Consider the following 26,796-nt stretch of genomic DNA (forward strand, 5'->3'; position numbering starts at 1 on the left):
CCAATCGACGGCTGAGAAGCCGTCACCACCGATCACCTCGACAGGTCCTTGAGCACCGCTCTCGCCGCTTGCCGGCCGCTCTCCATTGCGCCCTGAATCGACGACCAGCGCGTGTAGTCGCCAGCAAGATACACCGGCCCCTCGGGATCGCGCACGTCCGGCAAGCGCTCGTACACGCCTGGCGGCTGGGCAAACTGGGCGAATTCGATACGCTCGGTGTGTACCGGCTCGAGTTCACCGACGGCTCGCTCTGGGTACCAGGACTCGAGTGCCGCCTGCGTTCGATCCGTGAGTTCCTGGTCGCTCTCCTCGCGGTGACCGAGATAGGTCGCGCTCAGAAGCGTCTCGTCGGGCGGTGCGTACTCGGGTGCGACCTCGCTGTGGGGAACGACGTGGACGGGGCCGTCGTCGCTGGCGTTCAAGAGGAGCCGCCGACCGGTATTCAGCGTGGTTCGACCAGAGAGCCGATAGTACTGCGTCGTAGACGCCCGGCCCTCGGTTGGGATTGCCGACACGCCGGTGAGTGACTGGGCTGTCGGCGGGTCGGCCGCGACAATGACGGCGTCGACGTCACGGTTGGCTGTTCCGCCGTCGTGGTTGTCGTCGCTCTCGTGGCTGTCGTCGCTGTCGCCGTTATTGTCATCATCACCGTCCTCGAGCGAGACGGTGACAGTCTCGTCACGCTCTCGATACTCAATCGTTTCAACCTCGCACCCTGTTTCGATCGTCGCACCAACTGCTCTGGCACGATCTGCGAGTTGTGCCGGAATAGCACCCATCCCCGCAGCGGGAACCGCGGTCGAACCGGATGCGAGCGCCGCGAACGTGTACTCGAAGACGCGGCTCGACGTCGAGAGCGAGCGATCGAGAGTGATACCGCCGTAGAACGGTGCTACGAAGCGCTCGCGAAACCGATCCGAAAAGCCGCGGTCGCGAAGGAACTGATCGATCGTCGTGTCCTCGCTACGGTCGGCCGCGAACACCGCGTCGGGATCGTGTTCGCGTCCGCGGAGCTCTCGCCACAGCGAGAGCACACGGCGCTTGTCGCCGACCGTGATGTCGGGATTGAGCAGCGTACTGAGGGCGGCACGCGGCTCACGGAGCGGGTCCGACAGCGTCGACCGGTGGCCCGGCCGAGCAATCGTCGCTCCCGGCGCGAACGCTCGCAGGTCGAGCGCCTCGAGATCGAGTTCACGCTGCACCGCAGGATAGGCGGTAAACAGCACCTGAAAGCCCCGATCGAACCGAAAGCCATCCCGCTCAATCGTCCGGACCCGGCCACCGACCGTGTCGCGTCGTTCGAGCAGCGAAACGGTAACACCACCGCCAGCGAGATGCCGTGCGGCAACGAGTCCAGCAAGGCCACCACCGACGACGAGTACTCGAGGAGTCGACTGCATCTGTCTCTGTCTACCTCACCATTGGACGGCCAGGGAATAAACGCTCGACCTAACGAGGGACTCGAGTGTGGCCGGTGGGTTACCATGGATTTCCAGCGAAAGCTGGCGATGGGAGGGAGTGACGTCCACCCACGACTGAAGTCGTGGGCTTTCTCGCCTACTCTCTGGACGATTGGGGCTGGGGTCGGCGTACTTGGGCGTTTCGTCCCCCTTTCTCACAGATCGGTCCCAATCCTGAGGATGATCCCGAGGAGAATTACGATCACGCCCAGAATGGTAGCGATCGGAGGGATTGGGACGAAGAGCAATCCGATACCGACGAGGATGACGACTGTCGATAGTCTGACCATAGTGGGTACTCAACGGACAGGATGGTAGTAGTATGACCGGCATTGTCAGTTCGCACGTCTCACCTGATGTCGTTCTGATCAGCTGGCGTGGACAGAGGCCGGACTAACTGCGTCGTTGTGGCTGTTAGTCGTCCCCGGTTTGGTTTCCATCATCGTTCTCGTCCACCTGATCGCCGTCGCCGTTTGCATCCTGATCTCCATTTTCATCTTCGGACTCATCCTCATCCTCGTCCTCGTCTTCCGCAACAACGATCGCACCTCGCATTCCGTCGGGTTCGTGCGCTGTACAGACGTAGAGGTAGGTCCCCGCTTCGTCGAACTCGTGTTCAAACGTGTGCCCTTCTTCCTCAGTGAGGTCAGTCTCGAATTCGGGTTCCAGATCGTCGTCTTCGTCGACGTCGTCCTCTTCAGTATCATCGTTATTGACGTCATCGCTATCGCCACCGTTCTCGAGTTGCTCCTCCTCTGCATCGGGATCGTGGACGACATCGTGTGAACCCCCGTCGCCGGTCCACTCCCAGACGACCGTCGTTCCCTCGGAAATCCGAACGGCCTCGGGATCGAATCGGTTTCCATTGTCGCCCGCCCCGACGGCGATTTCGACCTCGTCCTCGCCAGTTTCGTCCGCCGGTTCGTCGACGTCTTCGAGCCAGTCGCCGAACTCGGGCTCCCCGCGTTCGTCGTCGTCCTCGTTCTCGCCGGCCACGACACCGCCGAACCCGACGAGCGATGTTGTGATACCGATTCCCTTGAGCGCCGTCCGCCGATCGAGTTGTCGCATACCGCCCTTCCGCGAGACGAAGGGAAAGCGCCGCGGCCTTCACACCAACCGTTTGTCTGTGAGCAATCCCCGCCTGTGGAGTTATACCAGATCAGCAATACGTCTCTCACATCTCAGTAGAAACACGTCACGAGTCACGGGCCACAAGTCGCGAGCCACAACTCCAACAACCGCTCGCCTGCCGCAGCCGGTACGACTTTACCGATTCCACTGGCCCTGCTAGTATGGCAACTGATGACAAGACTGAGGCGACGTTTCAGCCGGTCTTCGAAAACCGCGTTCGCTTCGCCGAAACAGACCTCCAGGGAATCGTCTTCTACGGCGAGTACTTCACCTTCCAGGACGAGGCCATCTCTGCATACCTCCGTGAACTCGAGTACGGCTACGAAGAGATGGTCGACGACGGCTGGCAGATCCACGTCGTCAACGCAGAACTCAATTATCGTGACGGCGCGCAGTTCGGCGACCGTCTGATGAACGAGGCCCGCGTCGTCGAGGTGGGCAACTCGAGTATCACCTTCGAGTATCGCGTGCGGCGGGTGGGGCGAGACGAGGGTCGGCGTGAGCGTGCGGAACTCGAGTTGGAGTCGGAGGAGAGAGGCGAATCGGATGGGACAGACAGAGACGAATTGGATGAGTCAGATACAGACGGACCGGATGGGGGAGACGCGAACGAAACTGGCGAGCCAATTCTCGCCGAGGGGACGGTCACCCACGTTGGCGTCGACCTGGAAACGGAGGAACCGATCCGGATTCCGGATGCGTTCCGGGATGCTGTTGTCGCGCTTCAGGGCGGAATTTGAGGGCGATTTAAGCGCGATTTGAGCACGGTTTGAGGGCGATTTGAGGAGTCGAGGGGATTTGAGGGCGATTTGAGGAGCCGAGGGGATTTGAGGGCGATTTGAGGAGTCGAGGGGGATTTGAGGATAGGGGTGGCGGCGCACGTTCAGGACAATCACTGCGTCCGCTCAGACGGTCCGTCTCAGTCGTCGGCCGTCACCACGTGATCGATCTCGACATCGTCTGCATTGTCGATGAGTCGATACTCGCCGTCGTCGAACTCGACGACGCCTTCGTGGCGCAGGTGATCCAGATGGGCGTAAGCCTCGCCAGGCCCGTGGACGATGTGGATCCCTTCGAGGTCACCGAACAGGTGGGCGCTGACGGTCCAGGCGTCCGCCGGGCCGTGCTCGGCGAGCACGTCGAGGACGTTCTCGGTTCGCTCACGGTGGTGCTCGGCGATGGTCAGCGCACGATCGGTCGGCTCGTCGATCGGATCGCGGTGACCGGGCCAGATGCGGTCGTAGTCGCGGTCGGCGAGTCGGCGAAGCGCCGTGAGGTACTGCTGGAGTGGCCGTTCGACGCGAACGTCTGCACCGCCCACATTCGGGGTGTACACCGGCAGGATGGCGTCGCCGACGAACGCCTCGGCACCGTCGTCGACGGCGTCCGCGTGGGCCGTCTCCGGACCATCCCGGATTTCGTAGCAACAGAGGCCTGCTGCGTGGCCCGGCGTGTGGATCACCTCGAGCGTCCGGCCGCCGACCTCGAGTACGTCGCCGTCTTCGATCGTCGTCACGGCTGCGGGTTCGCCCTCGATTTCGGCGGAGGAATCGAGGAAAGAGAGCAGTTCCGCCTGCGAGTCCTCAGGGACACCCCACTCGTCGAGGTACGCACGCCGGCGCTCATCGAGGGCCGCGAGCGCGTCGGGCTCCTGTTCGACCATCGGGGCGTCGGCCTCGTGGACGTAGACCGTCGCGCCGCTTTCAGCCTGAATTTCGCCGGCAAGCCCGGCGTGATCAACGTGAAAGTGCGTGAGCACGATGTCGTCGACGTCACTGAAGTCGTAGCCGCGTTCGGCGAGGCCGTCCGCGAAGTCTGCGCGGATGTCGGGGGTCGCGATCCCGGTGTCGACGAGCGCGAGCGCGTCGCTGTCGGGGTCTGCGAGCACGTAGGCGTTGTTGTGTCCTTCGAACTCGTCGTTACCCAGCGAAATGCGGTCCATACCGACAGGGATCCGTTGAGCGCTAATAACTCACAGGGTATCGGAACAGCAGTCGGTCCGGGCGTGGTGTGAAAATGGGCTCCTGCAGGCTGTGTGGGTCGTCAGTCGTCGAGTTCGGCTCGCAGCAGCTGATTCACGTCACCCGGATCCGCACTGCCGCCGGTCTTTTGCATCACCTGGCCGACGAGGAAGTTGATCGCGCCGTCGTCGCCAGACTCGTAGTCTGCCACCGCGTCGGGGTTCTCGTCGATCGCTTCGACGACCGCCTGCTGCACTTCGTCCTCGCCCGTCTTGCCGAGTCCTTCCTCGGCGACGACCTCGTCCGGAGTCCGACCGTCGTCGAGCATCGATCGCAGCACAGTTTCGCGGGCGTTCTTCGCCGTAATCTCGTCCGTCGCGACGAGTTCGACGAGTCGCGTGACTTCGTCGAGACGGCTCTCGATCCCCGTAATCTCCATGTCACGGTAGTTGAGTTCGCCGAGCAAGTTGTCCGCAACCCACGTCGCAGCCAGATCCGGGTCGAACTCGCTCGCGATGTCCTCGTAGAAGTCAGCCACCTGCTTCGTCGAGGTAAGCTTCGAGGCAGCCTCCTCACTCAGACTGTATTCGTCCTGGAAGCGCTCCCGGCGTGCCGAGGGGAGTTCCGGAATCGAAATCTCGTCTTTCCAGTGAGAGACCCGCAGCGGCGGCAGATCCGCCTCCTCGAAATACCGGTAGTCCTTCTCTTCTTCCTTCGAGCGCATCGAGACCGTGATCCCACGGGACTCGTCCCAGTGGCGCGTCTCCTGTTCGACCGCTCGGCCGCGCTGGATGGCGTTCTTCTGGCGTGTCTCCTCGTAGGCCAGCGCCTTCTCCGCACCCTTGTGACTCGAGATGTTCTTGACCTCGGTGCGGTTCGCGGCCGCCAGTGCCTCCTCACCGATCTCCGTCACGTCGTCGCTCTCAATTTCGTCTTCCGGGATAATCGAGAGGTTGGCGTCGATCCGGAGACTGCCGTCTCGTTCCGCGTCGAAGACGCCGAGGTACTCGAGTACCTCCTCGAGTTCAGCCAAAAAGGCGCGGACCTCGCCGGGGCTGCGGAAGTCAGGGGCGGTGACGACTTCCATGAGGGGCGTGCCAGCGCGGTTGTAGTTGACGAGCGTGTAATCGGCGGAGTCGATGCCGCCACCGCCGCCGACGTGCTGGAGGCTGCCGGGGTCCTCTTCTAAGTGCGCCCGTTCGATCGTCACGGTTCGGCGCTCGCCCTCGACGGAGATTTCGAGGTCGCCGTCGGCGCAGATCGGTTCGTCGTACTGCGTGATCTGGAAGTTCTTGGGCAGGTCGGGGTAGTAGTAGTTCTTCCGGTGGAAGCGGGTTTCTTCGGGGATGTCGGCGTCGATGGCTTTGCCGATCTTGACAGCGGCTTCGACGGCACCCTCGTTCAGCACCGGCAACGCGCCGGGGAGGCCGAGACAGACGGGGCAGACGTTCTCGTTCGGTTCGTCGGTCTGGTCCGTCGAGCAGCCACAGAAGATCTTCGTGTCGGTTTCCAGCTGGACGTGGACCTCGAGCCCGATGACGGTTACGAGGTCGCCCTGCTGGACGGTTTGGGCAGTCATTGAGCCACGATTCGGCCCGGTGGGGGTAAAGCGTAACGGGATAGCGCTCCCGCCACGCGTGCATGCAATCGGAAACCGACCCCTGGTTGCCGATACTGGCCGTGAGAACCCGGCTGTCGCGCGGCTACTCCGAACCATTATGCTGTCGGATGTACAATATTTCGTATGGAACTCCCTGCCTGGTTTCGCGACCTGCCGCCGGGGACAACGGTTCTGATAGCTCTGTTCGCAGTGTTCGTTGGTTTGACAGCGCTGTCGATGGTTCTCGGAATCGTCTTTGCAGGGATCGCGCTGGGACTCGAGTTCGGTAGTCTGACGCTGGGCATCCTCACTGCCCTCTTTGGATTGGCTATCGTCGTCGTTCCGTTCATCGCGGCTCTCAAGGTGCTCTCGAACGGCGGCAACGACGTGGACAGTACCGACGAGGAGTCAGACCCGGTCGAGGCGCTCCGGGCGCAGTACGTCGCCGGTGAACTCGACGAGGAAACGTTCGAACAACGGCTTACTGCCTTGCTCGACGATCATGGCCGCGACGGTGAACCCGACAAGACATCGGCCATCGCCACCGATGAGGAGCGATCGCTTCTCGAGGACCACGACTAACACACGCTGCAGACAGCAGTTCTCGAACGAGTCCGATCAACTGTGTGCTGTGAGATCGATGCGTATTTTGTCAATTAGTATGGGAAGTCCACCACCGTTGCCATCACTAAACGCCAAACGGTGAGTCAGAACCAGCCGGGACTGTGGGTGCACCGGCTCTGTTTGAATTCGATATACCGATCACCAGTCTCGCGTTCGGTTCGAGCCTCGATGAACAGTACGTCGTCGGTGCGCTCGCTCGCTTCGCAGTCGGGGTAGTACTGATAGGCCGCTCTCGTCGCCGGCGCGTTGTCGAGATGGACCCGAACGAGATAGCGGTCGCTCTCCAGCAGATCCGCCTCAGTATGTTGCTCTGCGGTACGGTCCTCGGGCGGCGTCCCGAGTTCGTACTGTTCTCGAAGCACGACGGCATCGCTGTGCTGGTCGGCGTCGGCTCGAAGCATTTCGACAGCGATCGTATGCGGTTCGGAGTCGAAGTTCAGGAAATGTAGGGTGAGATACTCGGGTTCGGAACGCAGAGCGGTACAGCCAGCGAGCGCCGTCGTACTCAGTGTGGCACCGAGTGCGAGTGTTCGTCGTCGGGAGGGCATCAGCAACTATCGATTCAGCGACGATTGGTTTAATTGTTGTCGTTATTCGAGTGGATGAATTGTGGCCTGAATCGCTGCCACAAACGGCGCGAGCGAGGTCCCGACTGCACCGCAGGTGGACGTGGGATGCAACGGTGCTTCCCGCCTCTGAGCGGGGCTTCAACTAGTCCCTTATTAGTACGGCACCTCCTTCATATCGTCTGGGCACAAACATAAACTCATAGTCATGAAACTGAACGGAGTACAGGACATCGTCCTGCAAACACCGGAAACCCAGCGAGAAATTTTCGAGTTCGTGTTCGAAGATACCCTGCTCGCACTCTCGTTCGTGGCGAACATCGCCCTCGCAGGCCTGACGATCCTCTTTATCGTCGCGATGGCCAGAGGGGTGACCGACCCACGAACGAAACTGATCGTCGTCGCGACCATGTTGATCTCGATCGTCTCGATCTCGAGTTACACCGGGCTCACGTCGGGTCTGACGTTGAGATTCATCGAGATGCCCGCGGGCCACCCGCTCGCAGGTGAGGAGGTCCTCACGATGTGGGGCCGGTACCTCACCTGGACGTTCTCCACGCCGTTCATCCTGCTCGTGCTCGGGATGATCGCTGGCTCGAACCTGACGAAAATACTGACAACCTGCGCGATGACGATTGCGATGTGTGTTACCGGTCTGGCGGCCGCGCTGACCACCTCCTCGTACCTCATGCGCTGGTGGTGGTTCGTGCTCAGTTCGACGTTCTTCCTGGTGATCGTCTACGTTATCCTGGTCGACTGGACCCGCGAAGCCGAACGGACCGGCACCTCGGACCTGTTCACGAAGCTAAAGATCCTCACCGTCGTCGGCTGGTTCGGCTACCCGATCCTGTGGGCGCTCGGCGTCGAGGGCTTCGCCCTGCTCGAGGTGTGGATGACCTCCTGGGGCTACAGCGTGCTGGACGTCATCACCAAATACATCGTCACCGTGCTGATCGTACTGTACGTCATCGACGAACCGGAGACGATCACCGCCGACGCAGACTACGGGTCGACGCTGAAAGGCGTCGGTGCGCCCGCGGACGACTGATCCAGTTCGCTGGTCCCCTGTAACCCGGTGTGCGAAATCGCAGTCGGTCGGCTACCGTGCGTCCTCGAGTTCCTCGAGTGCGGCCGGGTTCTCGATGCTGCTCATGTCACCGAGGTCTTCACCGGTGTAGGTTGCCTCGATAGCGCGGCGAATGATCTTGCCTGATTGCGTTTTCGGGAATTCGTCGACGAACAGGATTTCCCGGGGACGGAACGGCTTGCCGAGTTCCTCGCCGACCTGCCCCCGAAGCGCTTCGCGGAGGTCGTCGGTTTCGTCGACGCTGTCCTCGAGGATGACGTAGGTGACGACCGCGGTGCCGGTGGTGTCGTCCGGCGCGCCGATGGCGGCGGCCTGGTTGACCGCGTCGTGGTCGATGAGCGCGCCCTCGACTTCGGCGGGGCCGACCTTCCGGCCGGCGACGTTCAGCGCGTCGTCGGCGCGGCCGTGGAGGAACCAGAAGCCGTCCTCGTCTTGCTGGGCCCAGTCGCCGTGGTCCCACATCGGCGGCTCCTCGAACGTCGACCAGTATTCGTTCAGGTAGCGTTCGTCGCCCGACCAGAGCGACTTGGTCATGGAGGGACAGGAGTCGCGGGCGACGAGGAAGCCGCGTTCGTGATCATCTTTGACGGACTCGCCCGACGAGTCGACGATGTCGATATCCATCCCGATCCCCGGCCCGCCGAGCGTGCAGGGCTTGAGGGATTCGGTCGGCATCGGCATCAGGAAGCAGCCACAGATTTCGGTGCCGCCGGAGATGTTGATGATCGGACAGTCGCCGCCGCCGACGTGCTCGTAGAACCAGCGCCAGGATTCGGGGTCCCAGGGTTCGCCGGTCGAACCGAGGATGCGCAGCGAGGAGAGGTCGTGACCCTCGAGCCACTCGTCCCCGTGCTTTCGCAGGGCGCGAATTGCGGTCGGAGAGATACCGAACTGGGTGAGTTTGTGGCGGTCGATCATCTCCCAGAAGCGGTCCGGTTCGGGGTGGTCCGGCGCGCCCTCGTACATGAAGACAGTACCGCCGAAGGTGTGGGTCCCGATGAGGGTCCACGGCCCCATCATCCAGCCGATGTCCGAAACCCAGAAGAACCGGTCGGACGGCTTCAGGTCCATTCCGAAGTAGACCTCCTTGGCACACTGGACCTGCACACCGGCGTGGGTGTGGACGATCCCCTTCGGCTTGCCGGTGGTGCCAGAGGAGTACAGCAGCATAGACTCCTGACCCGAGGGAACCGATTTCGTCTCGTAGTCGTCGGACTGCGGATCGACGGCGTCGGCCCACCACTGGTCGCGGACGTCGTCCCACGGAATCTCGTGTTCGCTGGTGTCGTCGCTCGCACCGAGGCGGTCGAAGACGATGGTGTCCTCGACGTAGCCCGCCTCCTCGATGGCATCGTCTGCTGCGCCCTTGAGGTAAACCGGATCGCCGCGGCGGTAGAAGCCGTCACCCGTGAAGAGGACGGAGCACTCCGAATCCGCAATGCGCGTCGCCGCAGCGTCGACGCCGAAGCCCGAGAAGATCGGGACCGCGATCGCGCCGACCTTGAAACAGCCATAGAGGATCGAGACGACCTCCGGCACCATCGGCATGTAGAGCCCGACCGTATCGCCGGTCTCGATGCCGCGCTGTTCCAGGGCGTTCGCGACCTGGTTCGACTGCCGGCGGAGTTCGTGGTACGTAACCTCCCGCACGTTGCCGTCCTCGCCTTCCCAGATGGTGGCGACCTTGTTTCGGCGCTCTTCGTCGACAGCGGCGTGGCGATCGACCACGTTGTGTGCCACGTTGAGTTCGCCGCCGGGGTACCAGTCGGTGAACTGCGGTCCATCGCCGTCATCTCGGACCGTCTCGTAGTCTTCGTAGAACTCGATATCCAGGTAGTCGACGATCTCGTCCCAGAACCAGTCGACGCCGCTGTCTGGCTCTCCCGCAATATCGGTCGTCGTTCGTTCGATTAGCTCCTCGTACCCACCGATCCCGTAGGTCTGCATGAACTCGGCGACGTTCGTCTCGTCGACGAACTCCTGGCTGGGTTCGTGGACGATTTCGTCGACGTCGTCGAGACTCGTGTTCGCTGTCATGGTGATCGTGACTCTCACTCGTACGTTAGCGTCATGCCCCCATCAAACAACAGGTCGCCGCCGTCCAGATGCCGGCCCAGTTCGGAAAAGCCGAGCACAAAGAGATTGCCGACGTCGATTGGCGCCATCATCTCTGTGACGCGGGACTGGCCGAGCATCACGTCCTGAATCACCTCGTCGACCGAGATGCCCCGCTGCTCGGCCGTGTCCTCGAGTTGGTCCATCACGAGCGGCGTCTGGACGTACCCGGTGCTGATCGAGAACGAGCGAACGTCGCCTGCACCTTCAGCCGCTATCGACTGTGTGAGGCCGCGTAGCCCGAATTTCGAGATGTTGTACCCGACCTTGTCGCTCGTGACGTAGTGGCCGTGGACCGATGCCATGTTCCCCACACAGCCATCACCGCTCGCAGTGTCACGGAAGTGAGGAAGACACAGTTTCGAGAGATACAGCGGTGCTCGAACCATCACCCGATGCATGCGATCGTAGGCATCCATCGGGAAGTTTTCGATCGCATCAATGTGTTGCATTCCGGCGACGTTCGCGAGGTACTTGATGTCACCGTGGCTTGCGGCCGTCTCGACGATTTGTTCGATGTCGTCGTCGACCGTGAGGTCACCGACGATTTGCTCGATTTCACCCTGCAGATCGAGTTCGTTGCGTCGGGCGACCGTTTCCGCGAGTGCGTCCTCGTCGATATCTGTCGCCGCGACGGTCAACCCGTTTCCGGCGGCGGCGAGTGCGGTTGCACGACCGATCCCAGAGCCCGCTCCGGTAACGAGACAGACGTTCCGTGCAGTGAACGAGTCGTCGTCGATCGTATGGATATCCGAGCGCGTTACCGACGGTGGCGCGACCTGTTGCTGTGACATAGCTGTATACGATAAAACTCCGTCTAGATGACGCTAAACACAGGCGTTAACATATCAACAGAACACACGACCAGTTTATCGCAGCGGCTGATGACTGGATATATTATAATAAGTATTAATACAACTGTTTGCTAGGTCATACCTAGCAATGATCGATCTCGATATCGACATGCGGCAGTACGATTGCCCGTTCATCGACACGACCGATGACGTCGATATCGCCTTCTCGGCCGTCCAGTGGCAACTCGACACTGACGACGAAACACTCGAAACACGACTCATTGCACGGGGCGATTCGGTAGGTGCACTCGAGAACGGATTGCACACGCTCCGCAATCACTCGAACATGACCGACTGTTACGTCCTCTCGAAGCGGGGGAACGTCGCCCAGATTGGGACGACCATCGAAGAGACGAACGCGATGCGGACGATCCAGCGAAACGGCGGCTACATTACCGGTCCGTTCCAGATCGAAAACGGCCGCGAACACTGGCGCGTCGGGTTCGACAGTGACGAGGACGAGGACCACACGCTCGCCGAACTCGAGCGACACAACGAGTTCAACGTCGAGGACCGAGATCAGTTCGGCCCGGCGGCACTGTTCGATCTCCTCGATAACTCGAGTAGTGCGATGCGATTGCTCGAGGGCTGTCGGTCACTGACCGAGACTGAACGCGAGACGTTCCGGATCGCGTCACAGAACGGGTACTACGAGACGCCGCGCGAGACGACGCTTGGCGAACTTGCAGATCACTTCGGCATCTCGAAGACGGCGGTTTCGATGAACCTCCGTCGGAGCGAACGGAAGATTCTGCAGGGGGCGCTTTCGGTTCTGGACGATATCGACGACGAGTCGTTCTGACAGAGGGCTGTTCTGCTGGCGGGTATTCTGCCGGCCGTTGTTCTGCTAACGGGTTTGTTCTGCGAGTAAATCGTCTGGCGGAGATTGGTCTGGGAGTGAGCCGTTCTGAACTCGATCTGCCAGGGATGTCGGGACCCAACGACACCACCGACCGTCTACAGTATGGCGACAACTGTGGAGCCTGTTTACACAACTGCGTCGGAGGTGCCTCCGTCTCGTCGACGACCTGGAGAGTCGCTCGCGGTCGGCATCTCCCAGTTCTCGCCGAGCGAATGCGCACGATATGCCAAACCGAGAATATGTGTCTGACGTACGTTTATGTGTCAGGCAACAGGCCTAGAACGTATGTCGAACAATCGCGTCGAGCAGCTCGAATCGACGGTCGCCGAACTCGAGTCGACCGTAGAGGGACTGACCGACGAACTCATCGAAGCCAAAGAGCGAATTCGCGTTCTCGAGGCCGAACTCGATACGGAGACGCCGACGCGCGTCCCAGAGCGCCGCCAGAACGAGACAGGAACGACCGAGATCGACGAAACGCCTGAAGCTGCACCGGAAGAAGTCGAAGAAGCGACGGCAGACGCCGACACCGACGCGGCGGAAGACGCCCAGTCCGGTGACGAAGCGGAAGACTCAGGTAGCGACGATATTATTGTCGCATAACTGCACGGCGTACGGCGTCTCGCAGTCGGAAAGAGGGACCTGAGGCGGCCGCGTGGCGGCCGACTCGTTCGCCAACTCGCTGGTCGACTCCGATTGCGAGCCCCGACGGCACGGAGGGCCCGGACAACAAATGTATATCAAGGCAGTCGTTCTGGACAAGTTCAAGAGCTTCGGTCGAAAAACGAAGATTCCGTTCTACGAGGATTTCACCGTCGTTACCGGGCCGAATGGCTCGGGCAAGTCGAACATTATCGACGCCGTCCTCTTCGCGCTCGGACTGGCACGGACCCGCGGCATTCGCGCGGAGAAACTGACTGATCTCATCTACAACCCCGGCCACGAGGACGGCTCGGACTCTACCGGGCCACGCGAGGCCATCGTCGAAGTCATCCTCGACAACTCCGACGAGACGCTCTCCCGCTCGCAGGTCGTCAACGCCGCGGGCAGCGAGGACGTCGGCGACGTCGACGAAATCCGAATTCGTCGCCGCGTCAAGGAAACAGAGGACAACTACTACTCCTACTACTACCTGAACGACCGCGCGGTCAATCTCTCCGACATTCAGGATCTGCTCGCACAGGCCGGCGTCACCCCGGAAGGTTACAACGTCGTCATGCAGGGCGACGTGACCGAAATTATCAACATGACGCCCCACGCACGCCGGCAGATCATCGACGAAATCGCCGGCGTCGCCGAGTTCGACGCGAAGAAGGAGGACGCCTTCGAGGAACTCGAGATCGTCGAGGAACGCATCGACGAGGCCGAACTGCGTATCGAGGAGAAACGCGACCGCCTCGACCAGCTCGCAGACGAGCGCCGCCAGGCCATGCGCTACCGGCGGCTCCGCCGCGAGAAGGAGGAGTACGAGGGCTACAAGAAGGCAAGCGAACTCGAGGAGAAACGCGCCGAACTCGAGTCGGCCGAGGATTCGGTCGACGACCTCGAGTCCGATCTCGAAGACCTCCAGCGCGAACTCGACGAGCGCCAGGGGAAAGTCGTCCGGCTACAGGAGGACCTGGAAGATCTGAACGCCGAAATCGAGCGCAAGGGCGAGGACGAACAGCTCCGGATCAAGAGCGAAATCGAGGAGATCAAAGGCGACATCTCCCGACTCGAGGACAAGATCGAGGCCAGCGAGGAACAGATCGAGGACGCCGAATCCACGCGCCGCGAGGCGTTCGTCCAGATCGATCGCAAGCAAGAGACCATCGAGGAACTCGAGGACGAGATGCGCGAGCACAAACTCGAGAAGGCCCAGCTCAAGACGGAAATCCAGGAGCGAAAGACGAAACGGGACGAACTCGAGGCCGAAATCGACGCCGTCGACACCGAGTTCGACGAGCTCAAGGCCGATCTCGCGGAGCGAAAGAGCGACCTCGAGGAGGCAAAAACCGAGAAGAACGACCGCCAGCGCGAGCAAGACCGCCTGCTCGACGAGGCTCGTCGCCGCTCGAACACGATCAGCGAGAAAGAAAATACGATCGAAGAGCGTCGCAAGGAACTACCGGAACTCGAGAACAGACGCAGCGATCTCGAGCGGGAACTCGAGAAGGCCGAGAAGAATCGCGCGAACATCTCGGAAGTCGTCGACGACCTCAAAACGGAGAAGCGCCGCACACAGTCCGAGATGGACGAGCTGGACGACAAAATCCAGGCCAAACAGCAGGAGTACGCCGAACTCGAGGCCAACGCGGGCGAGAGCGGCGACTCCTCGTTCGGTCGCGCGGTGACGACGATCCTGAACTCGGGAATCAACGGCGTTCACGGGGCAGTAGCCCAGCTCGGAACCGTCTCCGGCGAGTACGCCGTGGCCTGTGAGACGGCCGCCGGCGGTCGACTCGCGAACGTCGTCGTCAACGACGACGTGGTCGGCCAGCAGTGTATCGAGCACCTGAAGTCCAGAAACGCGGGTCGGGCGACCTTCCTGCCGCTGACGGACATGAGCCAGCGTGGGCTCCCGAACGCGCCGACCGACCCGGGCGTCGTCGACTTCGCGTACAACCTCGTCGACTTCGACGACCAGTTCGCCGGCGTCTTCTCGTACGTCCTCGGTGACACCCTCGTCGTCGAGGACATCGAAACCGCCCGGTCGTACATGGGCGACTACCGGATGGTCACCCTCGACGGCGACCTGGTCGAGAAGAGTGGCGCGATGACCGGCGGCTCCCGGAAGGGGTCGCGCTACTCGTTCACCGGCGGCGGCGAAGGCCAGTTAGAACGTGTCGCCAAGCAGATTACGGATCTGCAAGAAGAGCGCGAATCGCTCCGTGAGGACCTGCGCAGCGTCGAAGAGCGCCTCGACGACGCCCGCGACCGCAAGACCGACGCCGCAGACGAGGTGCGCTCGATCGAGAGCGAACTCGAGTCCCTCGACGAGAAACGCGACGCTATCGAAGACGAGATCGAGACACTCGAGCACGAACTCGAGGAGCTCCGCGAGGAGCGCGAGTCGGTCGACGAGCGGATGAACGAGATTGCCGCCGAGATCGACGAGCAGACCCAGGAGATCGAGGCCATCGAGGCCGACATCGACGAGCTCGAAACCGAGCTCGCAGATTCGAAGATTCCGGAACTCACCGCAGAGATCGAGGAACTCGAGGCCGAAATCGACGACCGCGAGGACACGATCGCGGATCTCGACGGGAAACTCAACGAACTCGGACTCGAGAAGGAGTACGCAGAAGACGCAATCGAAGACCTCCACGACGACATCGAAACGGCCCAGAACCGGAAGGCCGAGCACGAAGACCGGATTTCGGAGCACGAGGAGGCAATCGCCGAGAAGCGCGAGACACTCGAGGCGAAACACGAGGCCGTCGAGGAGCTCGAGGCCGAACTCACCGAGCTGAAGGGCGAGCGCAGCGACCTCAAAGAGGAACTCTCTGCGGCCCGCACGAACCGCGATCAGCAACAGGACCGCGTCAACGCCGTCGAGAGCAAACTCGAGGACAAACGTGAGCGTGTCACCAGTCTGGAGTGGGAGATCGAGAGCCTCGAAGCCGAGGTCGGCGACTACGACCCCGAGGACGTGCCCGATCACGAGACCGTCCTCGAGATGATCGACCTCCTGCAGGCCGATATGGAGGCGATGGAACCGGTCAACATGCTCGCGATCGACGAGTACGACGAGGTCCGCAGCGATCTCGACGAACTCGAGGAGGGTCGTGCGACACTCGTCGAAGAAGCGGAGGGGATCCGCGACCGGATCGAGCAGTACGAGACCCAGAAGAAGCAGACGTTTATGGACGCCTACACGGCGATCTCCTCGCACTTCACGGAGATTTTCGAGCAGCTTTCGGAGGGGACCGGCACGCTGCATCTCGAGGACGAGGACGACCCGTTCGAGGGTGGGCTAACGATGAAGGCACAGCCGGGTGACAAACCGATTCAGCGCCTGGATGCGATGTCTGGTGGCGAGAAGTCCCTGACCGCGCTGGCGTTCATCTTCGCGATCCAGCGGCACAATCCGGCACCGTTCTACGCGCTGGACGAGGTCGACGCCTTCCTCGATGCGGTCAACGCCGAGCGGATCGGCGAGATGGTCGAGGAACTGGCCGAGCAGGCCCAGTTCGTCGTCGTCTCACACCGCTCGGCGATGCTCGATCGCTCCCAGCGCGCGATTGGGGTGACGATGCAGGACGACAACGTGAGTGCTGTGACGGGGATCGATTTGAGTGAAGGGGTGCCGGCTGATGACTAGGGAGGGGCCCGAGGAACCGAAGGTGACGCAGGGGTCCTCCCAAAAACCGAGCGGGGAGCGAAGCGACCCGCGAGAGAGCGAGGAACGTAGTTCCTCGAAAAGTGCGAGCGGCAACGCCGCGAGCAGGGAGTCGCTACGCGACTCCGAACAATCGAACGGGGTGCGAAGCGACTCGCAAGAGCGCACGGAACTCCGCACCGACGGCGGCGACGACATCCCCCTCCAGATCGCCGGCCACGAAGACCGGGAGCGACCGGGAACAGCCAGCGACGAAGAAGATGATAATGATGATGGGACGGTACTCGAGTTCGCCGAGTCCGCATCGTCGTCTGAACCGTCGTCTGCGGTGGAAGAGGGAATTGGCGACGGGGATGGCGCGGACGGCGACGACGAAGACGAGGTCGAACCCGTCGAACTCCTCGTACAGCTCGCCGAGGACGGCGAAATCGACCCCTGGGACATCGACGTTGTCCGGGTGACGGACAAGTTCCTGGCGGCGCTCGACGACGCCGACCTGCGGACCTCCGGTCGGGCGCTGTTCTACGCGAGCGTTCTGCTGCGGATGAAAAGTGACGAGTTGTTCGCGACGGACGAGCCCGAGGAAGAGGAACTGCCGCCGTGGGAGGCTCCGTTCGCCGACGACGGGCCGATGGGCCACGGTGGTGGCGCGCCCGACGAGGACGGCACACCCGGGTTCGACCCCGTCGAAGGCCTCGAAGCCGAGATGGAGCGCCGACTCGAGCGCAAGCACGTCCGCGGAAAGCCAGAGACGCTCGACGAACTGGTTCGGGAACTCCGTAGCGCAGAGCGTGGCACCTGGTGGAAGGAATCTCGCAGCTACGACACGAGCGATTCCCCACGGGGCTACGACCGCGGGATGCAGGAACTGAGCTACCACTCGGGCGATGACTTCCGGGTCGACGACGAGCCGACGAGCGACGACGTGACGCATACGACCCACGAGGAGGACATCGAGACGGTGATCGACGACGTCGAAGCCGTACTCGAGGAACACTACGAGAACGGACGTGATGAAGTGCTGTACGCTGAAATCGACGAAGAAGGTGGCTCGCGTGTGATGACCTATCTCGCGTTGCTCTTTCTGGCCCACCGCGGTCGCATCACGCTCGAACAGGACGAACTGTTCGGTGACCTCTGGGTTCAGCAGGCGACACCCGAGGCAGAGTCCGAAGAAGCGGTTGCAGATTGAGCCGGTCTCGAAAAGCGAACCGGGACTGACTGACGGGGTTGAATACGATGGCTACTGGCAGCTGTCAGCGACGGAGTTGAATACGATGGCTACTGGCAGCTGTCAGCGACGGAGTTGAATACGATGGCTACTGGCAGCTGTCAGCGACGGAGTTGAACACGTCGTGACTCGACCTGAAGCCGCGTTTGCGTCCACACGAGAGTCCGCCAGCTCCACCAGGCCGCCTCAGGGAAGGTAGTGTTCCCGATGGACAATCGTCTCGTCACCGTCCTGAGCGATTCTGACGACGATTTGGTCGCCCTCAGGATGGTAGGTGACGGTTCCCCAGGAACGAGACCAGCTGCTCCCGACTTCGAAGTGGCCGCCGTCGATCGTGGATTCGGCCCGGACGGCGTCGGCCTCGATACCGGGCTCGTCCGTGAATTCGACGCGAGCCATCTCGACGTCGTCGAGGTGACCGTGTTCGTCGTCCTGGTCCTCCGGCTGGTCCTGTTCGTGCTCCCAGTCGATCTCCGCGACGACGTCTTGATCTTCGTCGATGATCTCCTCCTCGAAGGCCTCGGTCGGGTCCTCGGGCGGCTCTTCTTCTTCGGCCCCCATGAAGAGGAGCCGCCACTCGTCGTCCTCGGTGGCCAGCGCCCAGGTCGTGACCTCGGGCTCCTCCTCGAAGTCGTAGTCGACGCCAACGCTATCGTCGTCATCGTCGTCCGCGACGGCTTCCGCTTGCTCGAGCCAGTCCTCGTCGGCCCGGACGAGTGCGAGCTGGTCGTCGGCGAGTTCCGCCTCGAGGTCGGTTTCCATGAACAAGAACTCGGCGCCCTCGAGTTCGAGCACGTCGTCGACGGTCCCGTCCGCGGTCACGATCTCACCCTCGAACGGGGACGGCACCTCGCCGTCGCCACCCTGGTATTCCCAGCCGTCTTCCTCCCACTGGGCCGGATTCAAGGGATTCAGGCTGTGCATCACGTCGTCGATCGCCTCGAGGTCGCCCTCTGCAGCGGCCTCGAAGTAGGCGTCCAGCACGGCGAACAGTTCGTCCTCGAGTTCCTCCTGTTGGGTTTCCTCACTCTCTCTACTCGTGCCGTCGCCGTTTCCATCGTCCGCGTTGCCGTCATCGTCACTGGAACCGTTGTCGTCGTTGTCATCGCCGCCAGTTGACTGTTCGTCGAGACAGCCGGCCATTGCAATCGTGGCGACTGCTGCGCCACCAGAGAGGACCGAGCGGCGCGAACGCAGCGTGGGAGTGGTCGATCGGTCGTCGGTACCGCGCGGGGAGTGTGTCGGGCGTTGCGACATAGGTACACGTTCGACGACGACCTCCTTCAGTATTCATCAGTTATCGACTATAGTAATGGTACTTAGATTACTATTGAGACTGTCAGGAGTGTCGACACCGGAAACACCTAAACCAATCGACTACAGCCGCTCGTTTCGAGGCGCATGGTCGCCAACCAACCCACCACATCGGTACCAAACGGCCCTAGAGATAGTCCTCAAAACCTTCCCTGCGGCAGTATCTCTGACGAAAACGTTCCTGCCAGACCCCAATCAAAACTCACAGACCGTCTCGGCGCAATCTTCCTGGGGACTGTCGCCAATCACCCACTCACTCCAGATACTCGCCAACCAGCAGGTCGACCCGCTCGCGCGTTTCGTCCGGAATCGCCTCCGTCGGCGTGTTGATCGTCCCCTCGAGTGCACTCCAGGCGTCGCTCTCGAAATCCTCGGGCATCGTCCGGATCGCTGCTTCGATCACCGCGTTGATCGACTCCTGGTTGGCCGCAGCGTTCTCGAGTACCTCCTCGAGTGTGACCTCGCTATCTTGCTTCCAGACGTCGTAGTCGGTGATGCCTGCGATGGTCGCGTAGCTCAGTTCGGCCTCGCGGGCGAGTTTGGCCTCCGGAATCGTCGTCATGCCGACGACATCCCAGCCCTGGTCGCGGTAAAACTCGCTCTCGGCGCGCGTCGAGTACTGTGGGCCCTCGATGCAGACGTAGGTGCCGCCCTGTTCGGTTTTTGTTTCCGCGTCGGTCGCCGCCTCAGCCGCAGACGCGAGGTGGTCGACCATTGCGGGACAGTACGGTTCGGCAAAGCCCATGTGGACGACGATGCCATCACCGAAGAACGTCGGAGAGCGGTGTTTCGTCCGGTCGAACGTCTGGTCCGGAACGACGAGCGTCTGTGGCGGCAGGTCCTCGCGCAGACTCCCGACCGCGTTCGTCGAGATGACGCGATCGACGCCGACAGACTTGAGCGCGTAGATGTTCGCGCGGTACTGTGCATCCGTCGGCGTGTGCTGGTGGTCCTCGCCGTGGCGCGGCAAGAATGCGACCTCGTTGCCGGCGAGTTCGCCGAGCGTTACGTCTTCGCTCGGCTCGCCGTAGGGAGTCGAGACCGATTCGGTGCGGGTGTTCTCGAGTGGCAGTGCCTCGTAGATGCCGCTGCCGCCGATGACGCCGATAGTCATGCTGGCACGTGGTTGGCGAATCACTGTAAACGGCCCGGGTTTTCCGGACGGATTCCGTGCGTGTGCGCGAGTCAGTGCAGTACGATACCACATCTCCCAAGTGGTCAAGTACGATGAACGACTGTGATCTGGTATGTCTTCCAGCGAGAACTCGGATAACGGCTCTCTCACTGAGGGGGAGTTGGTTGGTCCGATGTTCAAGCTGGCCTGGCCGCTCGTCGTCATCCAGTTGCTGCAGGTCGCCTACAACGTGGGCGACACGATCTGGCTCGGTGCACTCTCAGGCGACGCGGTCGGTGCGGTGAGCCTCGCGTTCCCGCTGTTATTCCTCCTGATCGCAGTCGGCAGCGGCTTCACGACGGCCGGTGCGATCTTGATCGCCCAGCACACAGGTGCAGAAAGTGGCAAAGGCGGTTTGATCGCCGGCCAGACGCTCTCGTTCATCTCGCTTGTCGCCATCGGACTCGGAATCCTCGGCTACTTCCTCACCGTCCCGATGCTCGAGGCGCTGCCCGCGGATCCACAGACCGACGAGGCGATCATCCCGCTCGCGGCGGACTACCTCCAGATCTTCTTCCTGGGGCTGCCGTTCGTGTTCGGCTTCTTCGTCTTTGTCGCGCTCATGCGCGGCTACGGCAACACGCGCGCACCGATGCGAGTGATGTTCATCAGCGTCATCATCAACCTCGCTATCGACCCACTGCTCATCTTCGGCGTCGGACCGCTGCCCCGTCTCGAAGTCGCCGGTGCCGCCGTCGCAACCGTCATCTCCCGCGGCGTCGCGACAGCGATCGGCTTCTACCTGCTGTACTACACCGACGTCGGCCCCGAAATTGAGGCCGCCCATATTCGGCCCCGACTCGAGTACGTCCGAGAAATCACGCGCCTCGGTGTGCCGACGGCGCTGGAGCAGTCGATGACGGCGATGGCGCTGGTCGCGATGACGGCGATCGTCGTGACGTTCCCGCCGGAGGTCGTCGCGGCGTACGGCCTCGGGAACCGGCTGGTCTCGCTGGCGTTCCTGCCGGCGCTCGGAATGGGACAAGCAACTGACTCGATTGTCGGCCAGAATTTGGGCGCGGGGATGGCAGATCGGGCAGAGCGAGCCGTCGGCATAGCTGCGGGTGTGGTCGGCTCGATCATGTTCGTCTCGGCACTGGTTGCGTTTCTGTTCCCGGAGCCGTTCGTTTCGGTGTTCCTGCTGGCGGAGGAAGAGGGACGCGCGACGATTATCGACTACGGGGTGACCTACCTGCAGTTTTCGGCGGTCGCGTTCGTTTTCATGGGTGTTATGCAGGTCGTACAGGGTGCGTTCCGCGGTGCAGGGAACACGAAGACAGCGCTCGCGTTTGCTGTCTTCGGCCTGTGGCTCGTTCGCGTCCCTGTGACGTACTATCTGGCGTTCGTCGCCGGCTGGGGGCCGACCGGGATCTGGGCGGGCGTCGTCACCGGCGATATCGTGGGCGCTATCGCGGCGACCGCGTGGTTCACCCGCGGGACCTGGAAGGAGTCGATCGTCGACGATTCGGATGAAGACACAGGCGACGATTCGGGGAAAGACAACGGCGACGACCCGGATGATGATGATGATGATGACGGGAACGACGACGTGGACGAAGGAATGGACGTGGAGAAGAGTGAAGACACGGACGCTCCAGAGCCGCCAGTAGCGGACGGGAACGAGGGCAAGCGTGAGCCGACGCTCGACTGACGTTCTCGACTGATGGGGTGTAAAAGTAGCGCCACTACCGTTCGCTACGCGCCGACTATTCGTTACTCTGAGTCAGTCTCTGCACACAGCGCCCACTTCCCGGGTTCGGTCATTTCGATTACGTCGCGTCGCTCCATCTCCGAGAGCACCTCGGTCACGCGGTTGGGCTGGGCAATCTCCATCTCGATGCGTTCGATGCCGTGGAACTCCGCGAGGTAGTGGCGGATCTCGTCCGCCGAGAACGACTCCTGCTCGGCCTGCTCCATCGCACCCGAGATCAGGTCGATCATATCTTCGATGAAGTTCCAGGGGTAGACGATCCAGGTCCACTCCTCGAGTCGCTCGCCGACGTAGTCGGGGTCGAACTCGCTCGTGCCGAGTAGTTGCAGGGTCGCCGTACGGACTTCGCCGGCGTTTCGTTCTTCGACGTACTCGTGAGCGCGCTTGATCGAGCCACCGGTGTCTGCGATGTCGTCGATAATCAGCACGTCCTTGCCCTCGACGCTGCCTTCCGGCATCGGGTAGCGGACGGTCGGCTCGCCGGTCTTCTCGGCGGTGCCGACGTAGTGTTCCATCTTCAGGCTCGTCAGGTCGTTCAGCCCCAGGAAGTCACAGAGACATCGGCCCGCGAACCAGCCACCGCGTGCGAGGGCGACGATGACGTCTGGTTCGAACTCGTCGTGACGAACCTCGTCGCTGACGTCGCGACACAGGCTGTAGATGTATTCCCAGTTCGTTATCGTACAGTCGAAATCGTCCGGTAGATCGGACATCTGGTGGCCACCTGGGTGAACAGAACGGGGCAATCCCCATAAGTGGGCTGAAATGCGGCCCGTGACGAACGGGGCGAGACCCCACGTCCCGAACACCGGGGCATCGATCGGTGCCACGAATTTATAATCTAGTAATACAACCTAGTTATCCATGGGTCGAACCCAGCTAGCTGCTGCCCAAAACGGAACCGTAACCACAGAGATGGAACGCGTCGCCACTCGCGAGAACCGCGACTCCGAGTTCGTCCGCCAGCAAGTTGCTGACGGACAGGCCGTGATCCCGGCCAACCGGCATCACGACGCACTCGATCCGATGATCATCGGCCGCGAGTTCGCCACGAAGGTCAACGCAAACATCGGGAACAGCGAGACGACAAGCGACCGCGAGACTGAACTCGAGAAGCTCCACACAGCAGTTCACTACGGCGCGGATACGGTGATGGATCTCAGTACGGGAACGGACTTAGACGAGATTCGCGAGATGCACATTGAGCACTCTCCGGTGCCGATCGGAACAGTGCCGCTGTACGAGGCCGTCAAACGAGCCGAGAGTCCAGGGGACATCACGACAGACCTGCTGCTGGAGGTCATCGAAAAACAGGCCGAGCAGGGCGTCGACTACATGACGATCCACGCCGGAATTCTGGCGGAACACCTCCCGTTGACCGAGGGCCGAACCACGGGAATCGTCTCCCGCGGTGGCTCGATCATGGCGAAGTGGATGGAGGAGAACGGCGAACAGAACCCGCTCTTTCAGGTCTACGACGAAATCTGCGAGATCTTCGCCGAGCACGACGTGACGTTCAGTCTCGGAGACAGCCTCCGCCCAGGATCGCTCGCAGACGCGTGTGACGAAGCACAGTACGCCGAACTCGACACACTGGGCGAACTGACTCGCCGCGCCTGGGAGAAGGACGTGCAGGTGATGGTCGAAGGGCCGGGCCACATCCCGATGCACAAAGTTGCGGAGAACGTCGAGCGCCAGCAGGAAGTCTGCGACGGCGCGCCGTTCTACGTCCTCGGGCCGCTGGTGACTGACATCGCGCCCGGCTACGACCACATCACGAGCGCGATTGGTGCGGCGATGGCGGCACAGGCCGGTGCGGCGATGCTCTGTTACGTGACGCCAAAGGAGCACCTCGGATTGCCGGACGAGGAGGACGTTCGCGATGGGCTGGCAGCCTACCGGATCGCCGCCCACGCGGGCGACATCGGGAACGAACGACCCGGCGCACGCGACTGGGACGACGCCCTTTCGGAGGCGCGATACGCGTTCGACTGGCGCGAGCAGTTCCGCCTCGCGCTGGACCCCGACCGGGCACGCGACTCCCACGATCAGACGCTCCCCGAGGATAACTACAAGGAGGCGCGCTTCTGCTCCATGTGTGGCGTCGAGTTCTGCTCGATGCGGATCGATCAAGACGCGCGAGCGGCCGGCGAGATGGCGGCCCTCGAGACGGACACGAAAACGGACCTCGACGCATCACCGGCCGCCGCCGTCAATCTCCCACCAGTCGGCACCCACGAGGGTGCGGCGTCGGAACTGTTCGGCGCGGGCAGTGACGACGGACCAGCCGATGGTGTCGAGAAAGGCAACGGAATCGATGAAACCGAGGCGGAACTCGAGTTGACTACAGAGACTGGAGCAGAGAGCGACGGCTGATGGCACGCAACCGATAACCACCCCGTCGTTGACACTCGATACAACTCGAGACACGTCCTTCGTACACGTGGTCGGACGAGAGTGAAACAATGAATACCCCCGCGTGAAACGTCACCCTATGAGCACGACGACCACGCGAATTCTCCAGGTCGACGCCTTCACCGATGACCCGTGCACCGGCAACCCGGCCGGCGTCGTCCCCGACGCCGACAACCTCTCGGAGAGCCAGATGCAGGCCATCGCCGACGAGATGGCCGTAAGCGAAACCGCCTTTCTGCAGGCGAGCGACGAGGCCGACTACCGCGTCCAGTACTTCACACCGACACAGGAGGTCGACCTCTGTGGCCACGCAACGATCGGCTCGTTCGCTCATCTCCACGAGGAGGGGCTGGAGCCTGGCACCACCACACTCGAGACGAACGTCGGCGTTCTCGACATCGATGTCAGCGACGACGGCACGGTCTGGATGACGCAGAACACCCCGCAGGTCCGTGAGGTCGACCTCTCCTACGCCCGCGCCGCCGAGGTTCTCGGCGTCGAGCAGGCCGCACTCGAGGGCGCGCGCGACGACATTCCCCTCGCGGTGTCCTCGACGGGACTGCCGTTCCTCGTCGTTCCGATCACGTATCTCTCGGATCTCGGCGACGCAGCGCCTGATATGGCTGCCGTCGAGGAACTCACCGACGAGTTCGACGCGGCCGGCGTCTATCTGTTTACATTCGACGCGCTCGACCGAGAGTCGACGCTGCACGGACGAATGTTCGCGCCTGGTGCTGGCATTCCTGAGGACCCCGTCACCGGCACCGCGAGCGGCGCAGTCGCGGCCTACCTCGACCACTTCGGGGCGTTCGACGACGACCTGCCTGAGGAACTCCGACTCGAGCAGGGCCACTACGTCGACCGGCCTGGCTACGTGCGGGTGCAACTCGAGGGGAGCACGGTTCGCGTCGGTGGGCGCGGGGTGACCACACTCGATGGCTCGATCGTGATCCCCAAGGACGACGAGGACGAGATTCTCGAAGCTTAATTGATCCATTTCCCATGCTGTTATATATGGGTATGGGGGCGAAAGCATCACCTGAATAACAATACATAAGACTCCCCATTATTTAATATATAGTGATGTATTCTGCCTTTATTCATATACAATACACTTTAGGAACAATTAAGTTACATCACCATGTATAACCGCCTATGGTTATGAAGGATAAGTTACCGTCCTCAATCCACAACGAAACGAGCATTGATAAAATGAATAAGAGAGCATTCATGTCTACTCTTGTAGCAGCAGGTTTTTCTGTCGGGTCTGCCATATCGCTCTCTTCAGATAGCGTTGCAGCAGCTGAGAGAGATGAAGTACCAATTGTAGTCGGACACCGAACTATAGTAAAAGTTAGAAATAATTGCTCACTTTTGGTATAGAGATTTGGTCAAGAGCTGTATCAATCGCCGTTGTAAGATCGTCGAGTGACTCAAAGAAACGGTTGCTGAGAGCGGCTTGGAGTTGTCTCCAGCACTCCTCGACAGGATTGAGCTCTGGCGAGTACGCCGGTAACGTGACGAAGTCGAGGTCGTCACGGGCCGCCAGGTCCGTGACGGCCGACGCCTGGAAATACGGCGCTCCATCCAGTACGATGAGCAGATCATCTTCAAATTCTTCACATAATGCAAGAATGAAATGTTTGGCGTGTTCGGCGGTTACGTACTCTTCGAATCGAGCGAAAAAGCGATCACCGTCTTCGGTGATCGCGCCCAGTAGGCACGTCCAGTCGCGTTGGCCGGATAATTTGACGGCCGGCCGCGTGCCGCGAGGAAACCACGCGGCACGCGGCTCGACTTGCACGGATTTTTTGGTTTGATCGATACAGACTACTGTGGCGTCCATCTCCCGCCGCTTTTTTTGAACTCTTCGCGGAAGGTTTCTTGCTCGTCAGCATCAGATTCGGCGGCTGTACGGCGTGGTTTTTGATAGCTCAATCCCGCTTCTTTGAGCAACCGCCGGCAGCTCGGGATCGAATACTCGACATCGTACGTCTCGTCAAGATATTGCTGGACGAGCGCCGGCGTCCACGCCGGCGCGTCGATCCCGACTTCCTTGGGAGGTTCGTGAACGGTTTGTTCGAATTCTTCCTGCTGTGTTTCTGAGAGCTTCCGGTTTCTTCCGGATCGGTGAGCATCAGAAACGGCTTGCTCAAACGGTTCGTCCGTATCGAGTCGCATGAGCCAGCTGTAGATCGTTCTTCGACCGGTGTCGTGCCACTCTGCAAGTTCGGTCTGCGTAACGCCGTTTTTGTACGCGATCGCCGCTAGTAAGCGCTGTGTCGGCTTGTTATCCTCAACCCTGTCGAGAGCGTCTTGGAGTTCTTCGACGGAGATCTCGTCGAGATGGTCCATTGACTACAATAA

The 26,796-nt window shown here is 61.5% G+C and carries 23 protein-coding genes; 11 read left to right on the top strand and 12 right to left on the bottom strand.

Annotated features, from left to right (window positions below):
- Nucleotides 1-32 precede the first annotated feature (32 nt).
- The 3 genes from NMAG_RS12380 to NMAG_RS12390 all read right to left on the bottom strand — a co-directional run bounded on the left by NMAG_RS12380 (nucleotide 33) and on the right by NMAG_RS12390 (nucleotide 2,531).
- Nucleotides 33-1,400: an NAD(P)/FAD-dependent oxidoreductase gene (locus tag NMAG_RS12380; RefSeq protein WP_004215228.1), complete on the bottom strand. Its 1,368-nt coding sequence runs from the start codon at nucleotides 1,398-1,400 to the stop codon at nucleotides 33-35.
- Between the two features lie 215 nt (nucleotides 1,401-1,615).
- Nucleotides 1,616-1,750, bottom strand: coding sequence for a hypothetical protein (locus NMAG_RS12385; RefSeq protein WP_004215226.1), 135 nt, complete (start codon nucleotides 1,748-1,750; stop codon nucleotides 1,616-1,618).
- A gap of 124 nt (nucleotides 1,751-1,874) precedes the next feature.
- Entirely contained in the window at nucleotides 1,875-2,531 is a 657-nt protein-coding gene (locus NMAG_RS12390) for a plastocyanin/azurin family copper-binding protein (RefSeq protein WP_004215225.1), read from the bottom strand.
- Nucleotides 2,532-2,755: 224 nt separating this feature from the next.
- Here NMAG_RS12390 and NMAG_RS12395 point away from each other — a divergent pair, with 224 nt between their 5' ends.
- Nucleotides 2,756-3,334: an acyl-CoA thioesterase gene (locus NMAG_RS12395; protein WP_004215224.1), complete on the top strand. Its 579-nt coding sequence runs from the start codon at nucleotides 2,756-2,758 to the stop codon at nucleotides 3,332-3,334.
- Nucleotides 3,335-3,513: 179 nt separating this feature from the next.
- Here NMAG_RS12395 and NMAG_RS12400 read toward each other — a convergent pair whose 3' ends face one another.
- Both NMAG_RS12400 and gatB read right to left on the bottom strand, forming a co-directional pair.
- Nucleotides 3,514-4,536, bottom strand: a complete 1,023-nt coding sequence (locus NMAG_RS12400) for an MBL fold metallo-hydrolase (protein ID WP_004215223.1) — start codon at nucleotides 4,534-4,536, stop codon at nucleotides 3,514-3,516.
- 101 nt (nucleotides 4,537-4,637) lie between these two features.
- Nucleotides 4,638-6,134 (bottom strand): Asp-tRNA(Asn)/Glu-tRNA(Gln) amidotransferase subunit GatB, encoded by a 1,497-nt coding sequence (gatB, locus tag NMAG_RS12405; protein ID WP_004215222.1) that lies wholly within the window; start codon nucleotides 6,132-6,134, stop codon nucleotides 4,638-4,640.
- Between the two features lie 165 nt (nucleotides 6,135-6,299).
- Here gatB and NMAG_RS12410 point away from each other — a divergent pair, with 165 nt between their 5' ends.
- Nucleotides 6,300-6,737: an SHOCT domain-containing protein gene (locus NMAG_RS12410; RefSeq protein WP_004215221.1), complete on the top strand. Its 438-nt coding sequence runs from the start codon at nucleotides 6,300-6,302 to the stop codon at nucleotides 6,735-6,737.
- 125 nt (nucleotides 6,738-6,862) lie between these two features.
- On the opposite strand, the gene NMAG_RS12415 is transcribed toward NMAG_RS12410, so the two are convergent.
- Nucleotides 6,863-7,327: a hypothetical protein gene (locus tag NMAG_RS12415; RefSeq protein ID WP_004215219.1), complete on the bottom strand. Its 465-nt coding sequence runs from the start codon at nucleotides 7,325-7,327 to the stop codon at nucleotides 6,863-6,865.
- A 226-nt stretch (nucleotides 7,328-7,553) separates the two neighbouring features.
- On the opposite strand from NMAG_RS12415, the gene NMAG_RS12420 reads away from it, so the two are divergent.
- Nucleotides 7,554-8,393 (top strand): bacteriorhodopsin, encoded by an 840-nt coding sequence (locus NMAG_RS12420; RefSeq protein ID WP_004215218.1) that lies wholly within the window; start codon nucleotides 7,554-7,556, stop codon nucleotides 8,391-8,393.
- Between the two features lie 51 nt (nucleotides 8,394-8,444).
- Here the strand turns inward: NMAG_RS12420 and NMAG_RS12425 are convergent, their stop codons facing one another.
- Entirely contained in the window at nucleotides 8,445-10,469 is a 2,025-nt protein-coding gene (locus NMAG_RS12425) for an AMP-binding protein (protein ID WP_004215217.1), read from the bottom strand.
- A 14-nt stretch (nucleotides 10,470-10,483) separates the two neighbouring features.
- On the bottom strand, nucleotides 10,484-11,341 hold the full coding sequence (locus NMAG_RS12430; protein ID WP_004215216.1) for an SDR family NAD(P)-dependent oxidoreductase: 858 nt from the start codon (nucleotides 11,339-11,341) through the stop codon (nucleotides 10,484-10,486).
- A 148-nt stretch (nucleotides 11,342-11,489) separates the two neighbouring features.
- On the opposite strand from NMAG_RS12430, the gene NMAG_RS12435 reads away from it, so the two are divergent.
- The 4 genes from NMAG_RS12435 (at nucleotide 11,490) to NMAG_RS12450 (ending at nucleotide 17,776) form a co-directional block, all read left to right on the top strand.
- Nucleotides 11,490-12,203 (top strand): helix-turn-helix domain-containing protein, encoded by a 714-nt coding sequence (locus tag NMAG_RS12435; RefSeq protein ID WP_004215215.1) that lies wholly within the window; start codon nucleotides 11,490-11,492, stop codon nucleotides 12,201-12,203.
- Between the two features lie 345 nt (nucleotides 12,204-12,548).
- Complete coding sequence (locus tag NMAG_RS12440; RefSeq protein ID WP_004215213.1) at nucleotides 12,549-12,866, top strand: DUF7518 family protein; 318 nt, start codon at nucleotides 12,549-12,551, stop codon at nucleotides 12,864-12,866.
- Between the two features lie 130 nt (nucleotides 12,867-12,996).
- Nucleotides 12,997-16,566, top strand: coding sequence for a chromosome segregation protein SMC (gene smc / locus NMAG_RS12445; RefSeq protein ID WP_004215212.1), 3,570 nt, complete (start codon nucleotides 12,997-12,999; stop codon nucleotides 16,564-16,566).
- Nucleotides 16,559-17,776, top strand: coding sequence for a segregation and condensation protein A (locus tag NMAG_RS12450; RefSeq protein ID WP_012996693.1), 1,218 nt, complete (start codon nucleotides 16,559-16,561; stop codon nucleotides 17,774-17,776). The genes smc and NMAG_RS12450 overlap by 8 nt, the downstream gene beginning before the upstream one ends.
- 225 nt (nucleotides 17,777-18,001) lie before the next feature.
- Here the strand turns inward: NMAG_RS12450 and NMAG_RS12455 are convergent, their stop codons facing one another.
- Nucleotides 18,002-19,072 carry a hypothetical protein gene (locus NMAG_RS12455; protein ID WP_004215210.1) on the bottom strand — a complete coding sequence of 357 codons (1,071 nt, stop codon included), beginning with the start codon at nucleotides 19,070-19,072 and terminating at the stop codon, nucleotides 18,002-18,004.
- 310 nt (nucleotides 19,073-19,382) lie between these two features.
- Entirely contained in the window at nucleotides 19,383-20,243 is an 861-nt protein-coding gene (gene mtnP, locus NMAG_RS12460; protein ID WP_004215208.1) for an S-methyl-5'-thioadenosine phosphorylase, read from the bottom strand.
- Between the two features lie 133 nt (nucleotides 20,244-20,376).
- On the opposite strand from mtnP, the gene NMAG_RS12465 reads away from it, so the two are divergent.
- A complete protein-coding gene (locus tag NMAG_RS12465; RefSeq protein WP_004215207.1) occupies nucleotides 20,377-21,954 on the top strand; it encodes an MATE family efflux transporter in 1,578 nt (525 codons plus the stop codon).
- 62 nt (nucleotides 21,955-22,016) lie between these two features.
- Here the strand turns inward: NMAG_RS12465 and NMAG_RS12470 are convergent, their stop codons facing one another.
- Nucleotides 22,017-22,727: a phosphoribosyltransferase gene (locus tag NMAG_RS12470; RefSeq protein ID WP_004215205.1), complete on the bottom strand. Its 711-nt coding sequence runs from the start codon at nucleotides 22,725-22,727 to the stop codon at nucleotides 22,017-22,019.
- Between the two features lie 151 nt (nucleotides 22,728-22,878).
- On the opposite strand from NMAG_RS12470, the gene thiC reads away from it, so the two are divergent.
- From thiC to NMAG_RS21665, 3 genes are all read left to right on the top strand, one after another.
- Nucleotides 22,879-24,390 carry a phosphomethylpyrimidine synthase ThiC gene (thiC, locus tag NMAG_RS12475; protein ID WP_012996694.1) on the top strand — a complete coding sequence of 504 codons (1,512 nt, stop codon included), beginning with the start codon at nucleotides 22,879-22,881 and terminating at the stop codon, nucleotides 24,388-24,390.
- A gap of 118 nt (nucleotides 24,391-24,508) precedes the next feature.
- Nucleotides 24,509-25,417, top strand: coding sequence for a PhzF family phenazine biosynthesis protein (locus NMAG_RS12480; protein ID WP_004215203.1), 909 nt, complete (start codon nucleotides 24,509-24,511; stop codon nucleotides 25,415-25,417).
- A gap of 167 nt (nucleotides 25,418-25,584) precedes the next feature.
- On the top strand, nucleotides 25,585-25,812 hold the full coding sequence (locus NMAG_RS21665) for a hypothetical protein (protein WP_148221914.1): 228 nt from the start codon (nucleotides 25,585-25,587) through the stop codon (nucleotides 25,810-25,812).
- Here the strand turns inward: NMAG_RS21665 and NMAG_RS21000 are convergent.
- Nucleotides 25,784-26,784, bottom strand: a protein-coding gene (locus NMAG_RS21000) for an IS630-like element ISNma5 family transposase (protein WP_012996695.1) whose coding sequence is annotated in 2 segments (ribosomal slippage) — nucleotides 25,784-26,292 and nucleotides 26,292-26,784 — 1,002 coding nt in all. Because the reading frame shifts where the segments join, the coding sequence is not laid out codon by codon here. The genes NMAG_RS21665 and NMAG_RS21000 overlap by 29 nt on opposite strands.
- Nucleotides 26,785-26,796: the final 12 nt, after the last annotated feature.

Origin of the sequence: Natrialba magadii ATCC 43099, from assembly GCF_000025625.1 — an archaeon.
Lineage (GTDB): Archaea > Halobacteriota > Halobacteria > Halobacteriales > Natrialbaceae > Natrialba > Natrialba magadii.

Excerpts from the sequence above, each read along its gene's own strand:
- NMAG_RS12395 (WP_004215224.1), top strand. The coding sequence starts at position 2,756 with ATGGCAACTGATGACAAGACTGAGGCGACGTTTCAGCCGGTCTTCGAA.
- NMAG_RS12450 (WP_012996693.1), top strand. The coding sequence starts at position 16,559 with ATGACTAGGGAGGGGCCCGAGGAACCGAAGGTGACGCAGGGGTCCTCC.
- NMAG_RS12415 (WP_004215219.1), bottom strand. The coding sequence starts at position 7,327 with ATGCCCTCCCGACGACGAACACTCGCACTCGGTGCCACACTGAGTACG.
- NMAG_RS12435 (WP_004215215.1), top strand. The coding sequence starts at position 11,490 with ATGATCGATCTCGATATCGACATGCGGCAGTACGATTGCCCGTTCATC.
- NMAG_RS12380 (WP_004215228.1), bottom strand. The coding sequence starts at position 1,400 with ATGCAGTCGACTCCTCGAGTACTCGTCGTCGGTGGTGGCCTTGCTGGA.
- NMAG_RS21665 (WP_148221914.1), top strand. The coding sequence starts at position 25,585 with ATGGTTATGAAGGATAAGTTACCGTCCTCAATCCACAACGAAACGAGC.
- NMAG_RS12385 (WP_004215226.1), bottom strand. The coding sequence starts at position 1,750 with ATGGTCAGACTATCGACAGTCGTCATCCTCGTCGGTATCGGATTGCTC.
- gatB (WP_004215222.1), bottom strand. The coding sequence starts at position 6,134 with ATGACTGCCCAAACCGTCCAGCAGGGCGACCTCGTAACCGTCATCGGG.
- NMAG_RS12390 (WP_004215225.1), bottom strand. The coding sequence starts at position 2,531 with ATGCGACAACTCGATCGGCGGACGGCGCTCAAGGGAATCGGTATCACA.
- NMAG_RS12440 (WP_004215213.1), top strand. The coding sequence starts at position 12,549 with ATGTCGAACAATCGCGTCGAGCAGCTCGAATCGACGGTCGCCGAACTC.
- NMAG_RS12465 (WP_004215207.1), top strand. The coding sequence starts at position 20,377 with ATGTCTTCCAGCGAGAACTCGGATAACGGCTCTCTCACTGAGGGGGAG.
- NMAG_RS12455 (WP_004215210.1), bottom strand. The coding sequence starts at position 19,072 with ATGTCGCAACGCCCGACACACTCCCCGCGCGGTACCGACGACCGATCG.
- NMAG_RS12425 (WP_004215217.1), bottom strand. The coding sequence starts at position 10,469 with ATGACAGCGAACACGAGTCTCGACGACGTCGACGAAATCGTCCACGAA.
- NMAG_RS12420 (WP_004215218.1), top strand. The coding sequence starts at position 7,554 with ATGAAACTGAACGGAGTACAGGACATCGTCCTGCAAACACCGGAAACC.
- NMAG_RS12410 (WP_004215221.1), top strand. The coding sequence starts at position 6,300 with ATGGAACTCCCTGCCTGGTTTCGCGACCTGCCGCCGGGGACAACGGTT.
- thiC (WP_012996694.1), top strand. The coding sequence starts at position 22,879 with ATGGGTCGAACCCAGCTAGCTGCTGCCCAAAACGGAACCGTAACCACA.
- NMAG_RS12480 (WP_004215203.1), top strand. The coding sequence starts at position 24,509 with ATGAGCACGACGACCACGCGAATTCTCCAGGTCGACGCCTTCACCGAT.
- smc (WP_004215212.1), top strand. The coding sequence starts at position 12,997 with ATGTATATCAAGGCAGTCGTTCTGGACAAGTTCAAGAGCTTCGGTCGA.
- NMAG_RS12400 (WP_004215223.1), bottom strand. The coding sequence starts at position 4,536 with ATGGACCGCATTTCGCTGGGTAACGACGAGTTCGAAGGACACAACAAC.
- NMAG_RS12470 (WP_004215205.1), bottom strand. The coding sequence starts at position 22,727 with ATGTCCGATCTACCGGACGATTTCGACTGTACGATAACGAACTGGGAA.
- mtnP (WP_004215208.1), bottom strand. The coding sequence starts at position 20,243 with ATGACTATCGGCGTCATCGGCGGCAGCGGCATCTACGAGGCACTGCCA.
- NMAG_RS12430 (WP_004215216.1), bottom strand. The coding sequence starts at position 11,341 with ATGTCACAGCAACAGGTCGCGCCACCGTCGGTAACGCGCTCGGATATC.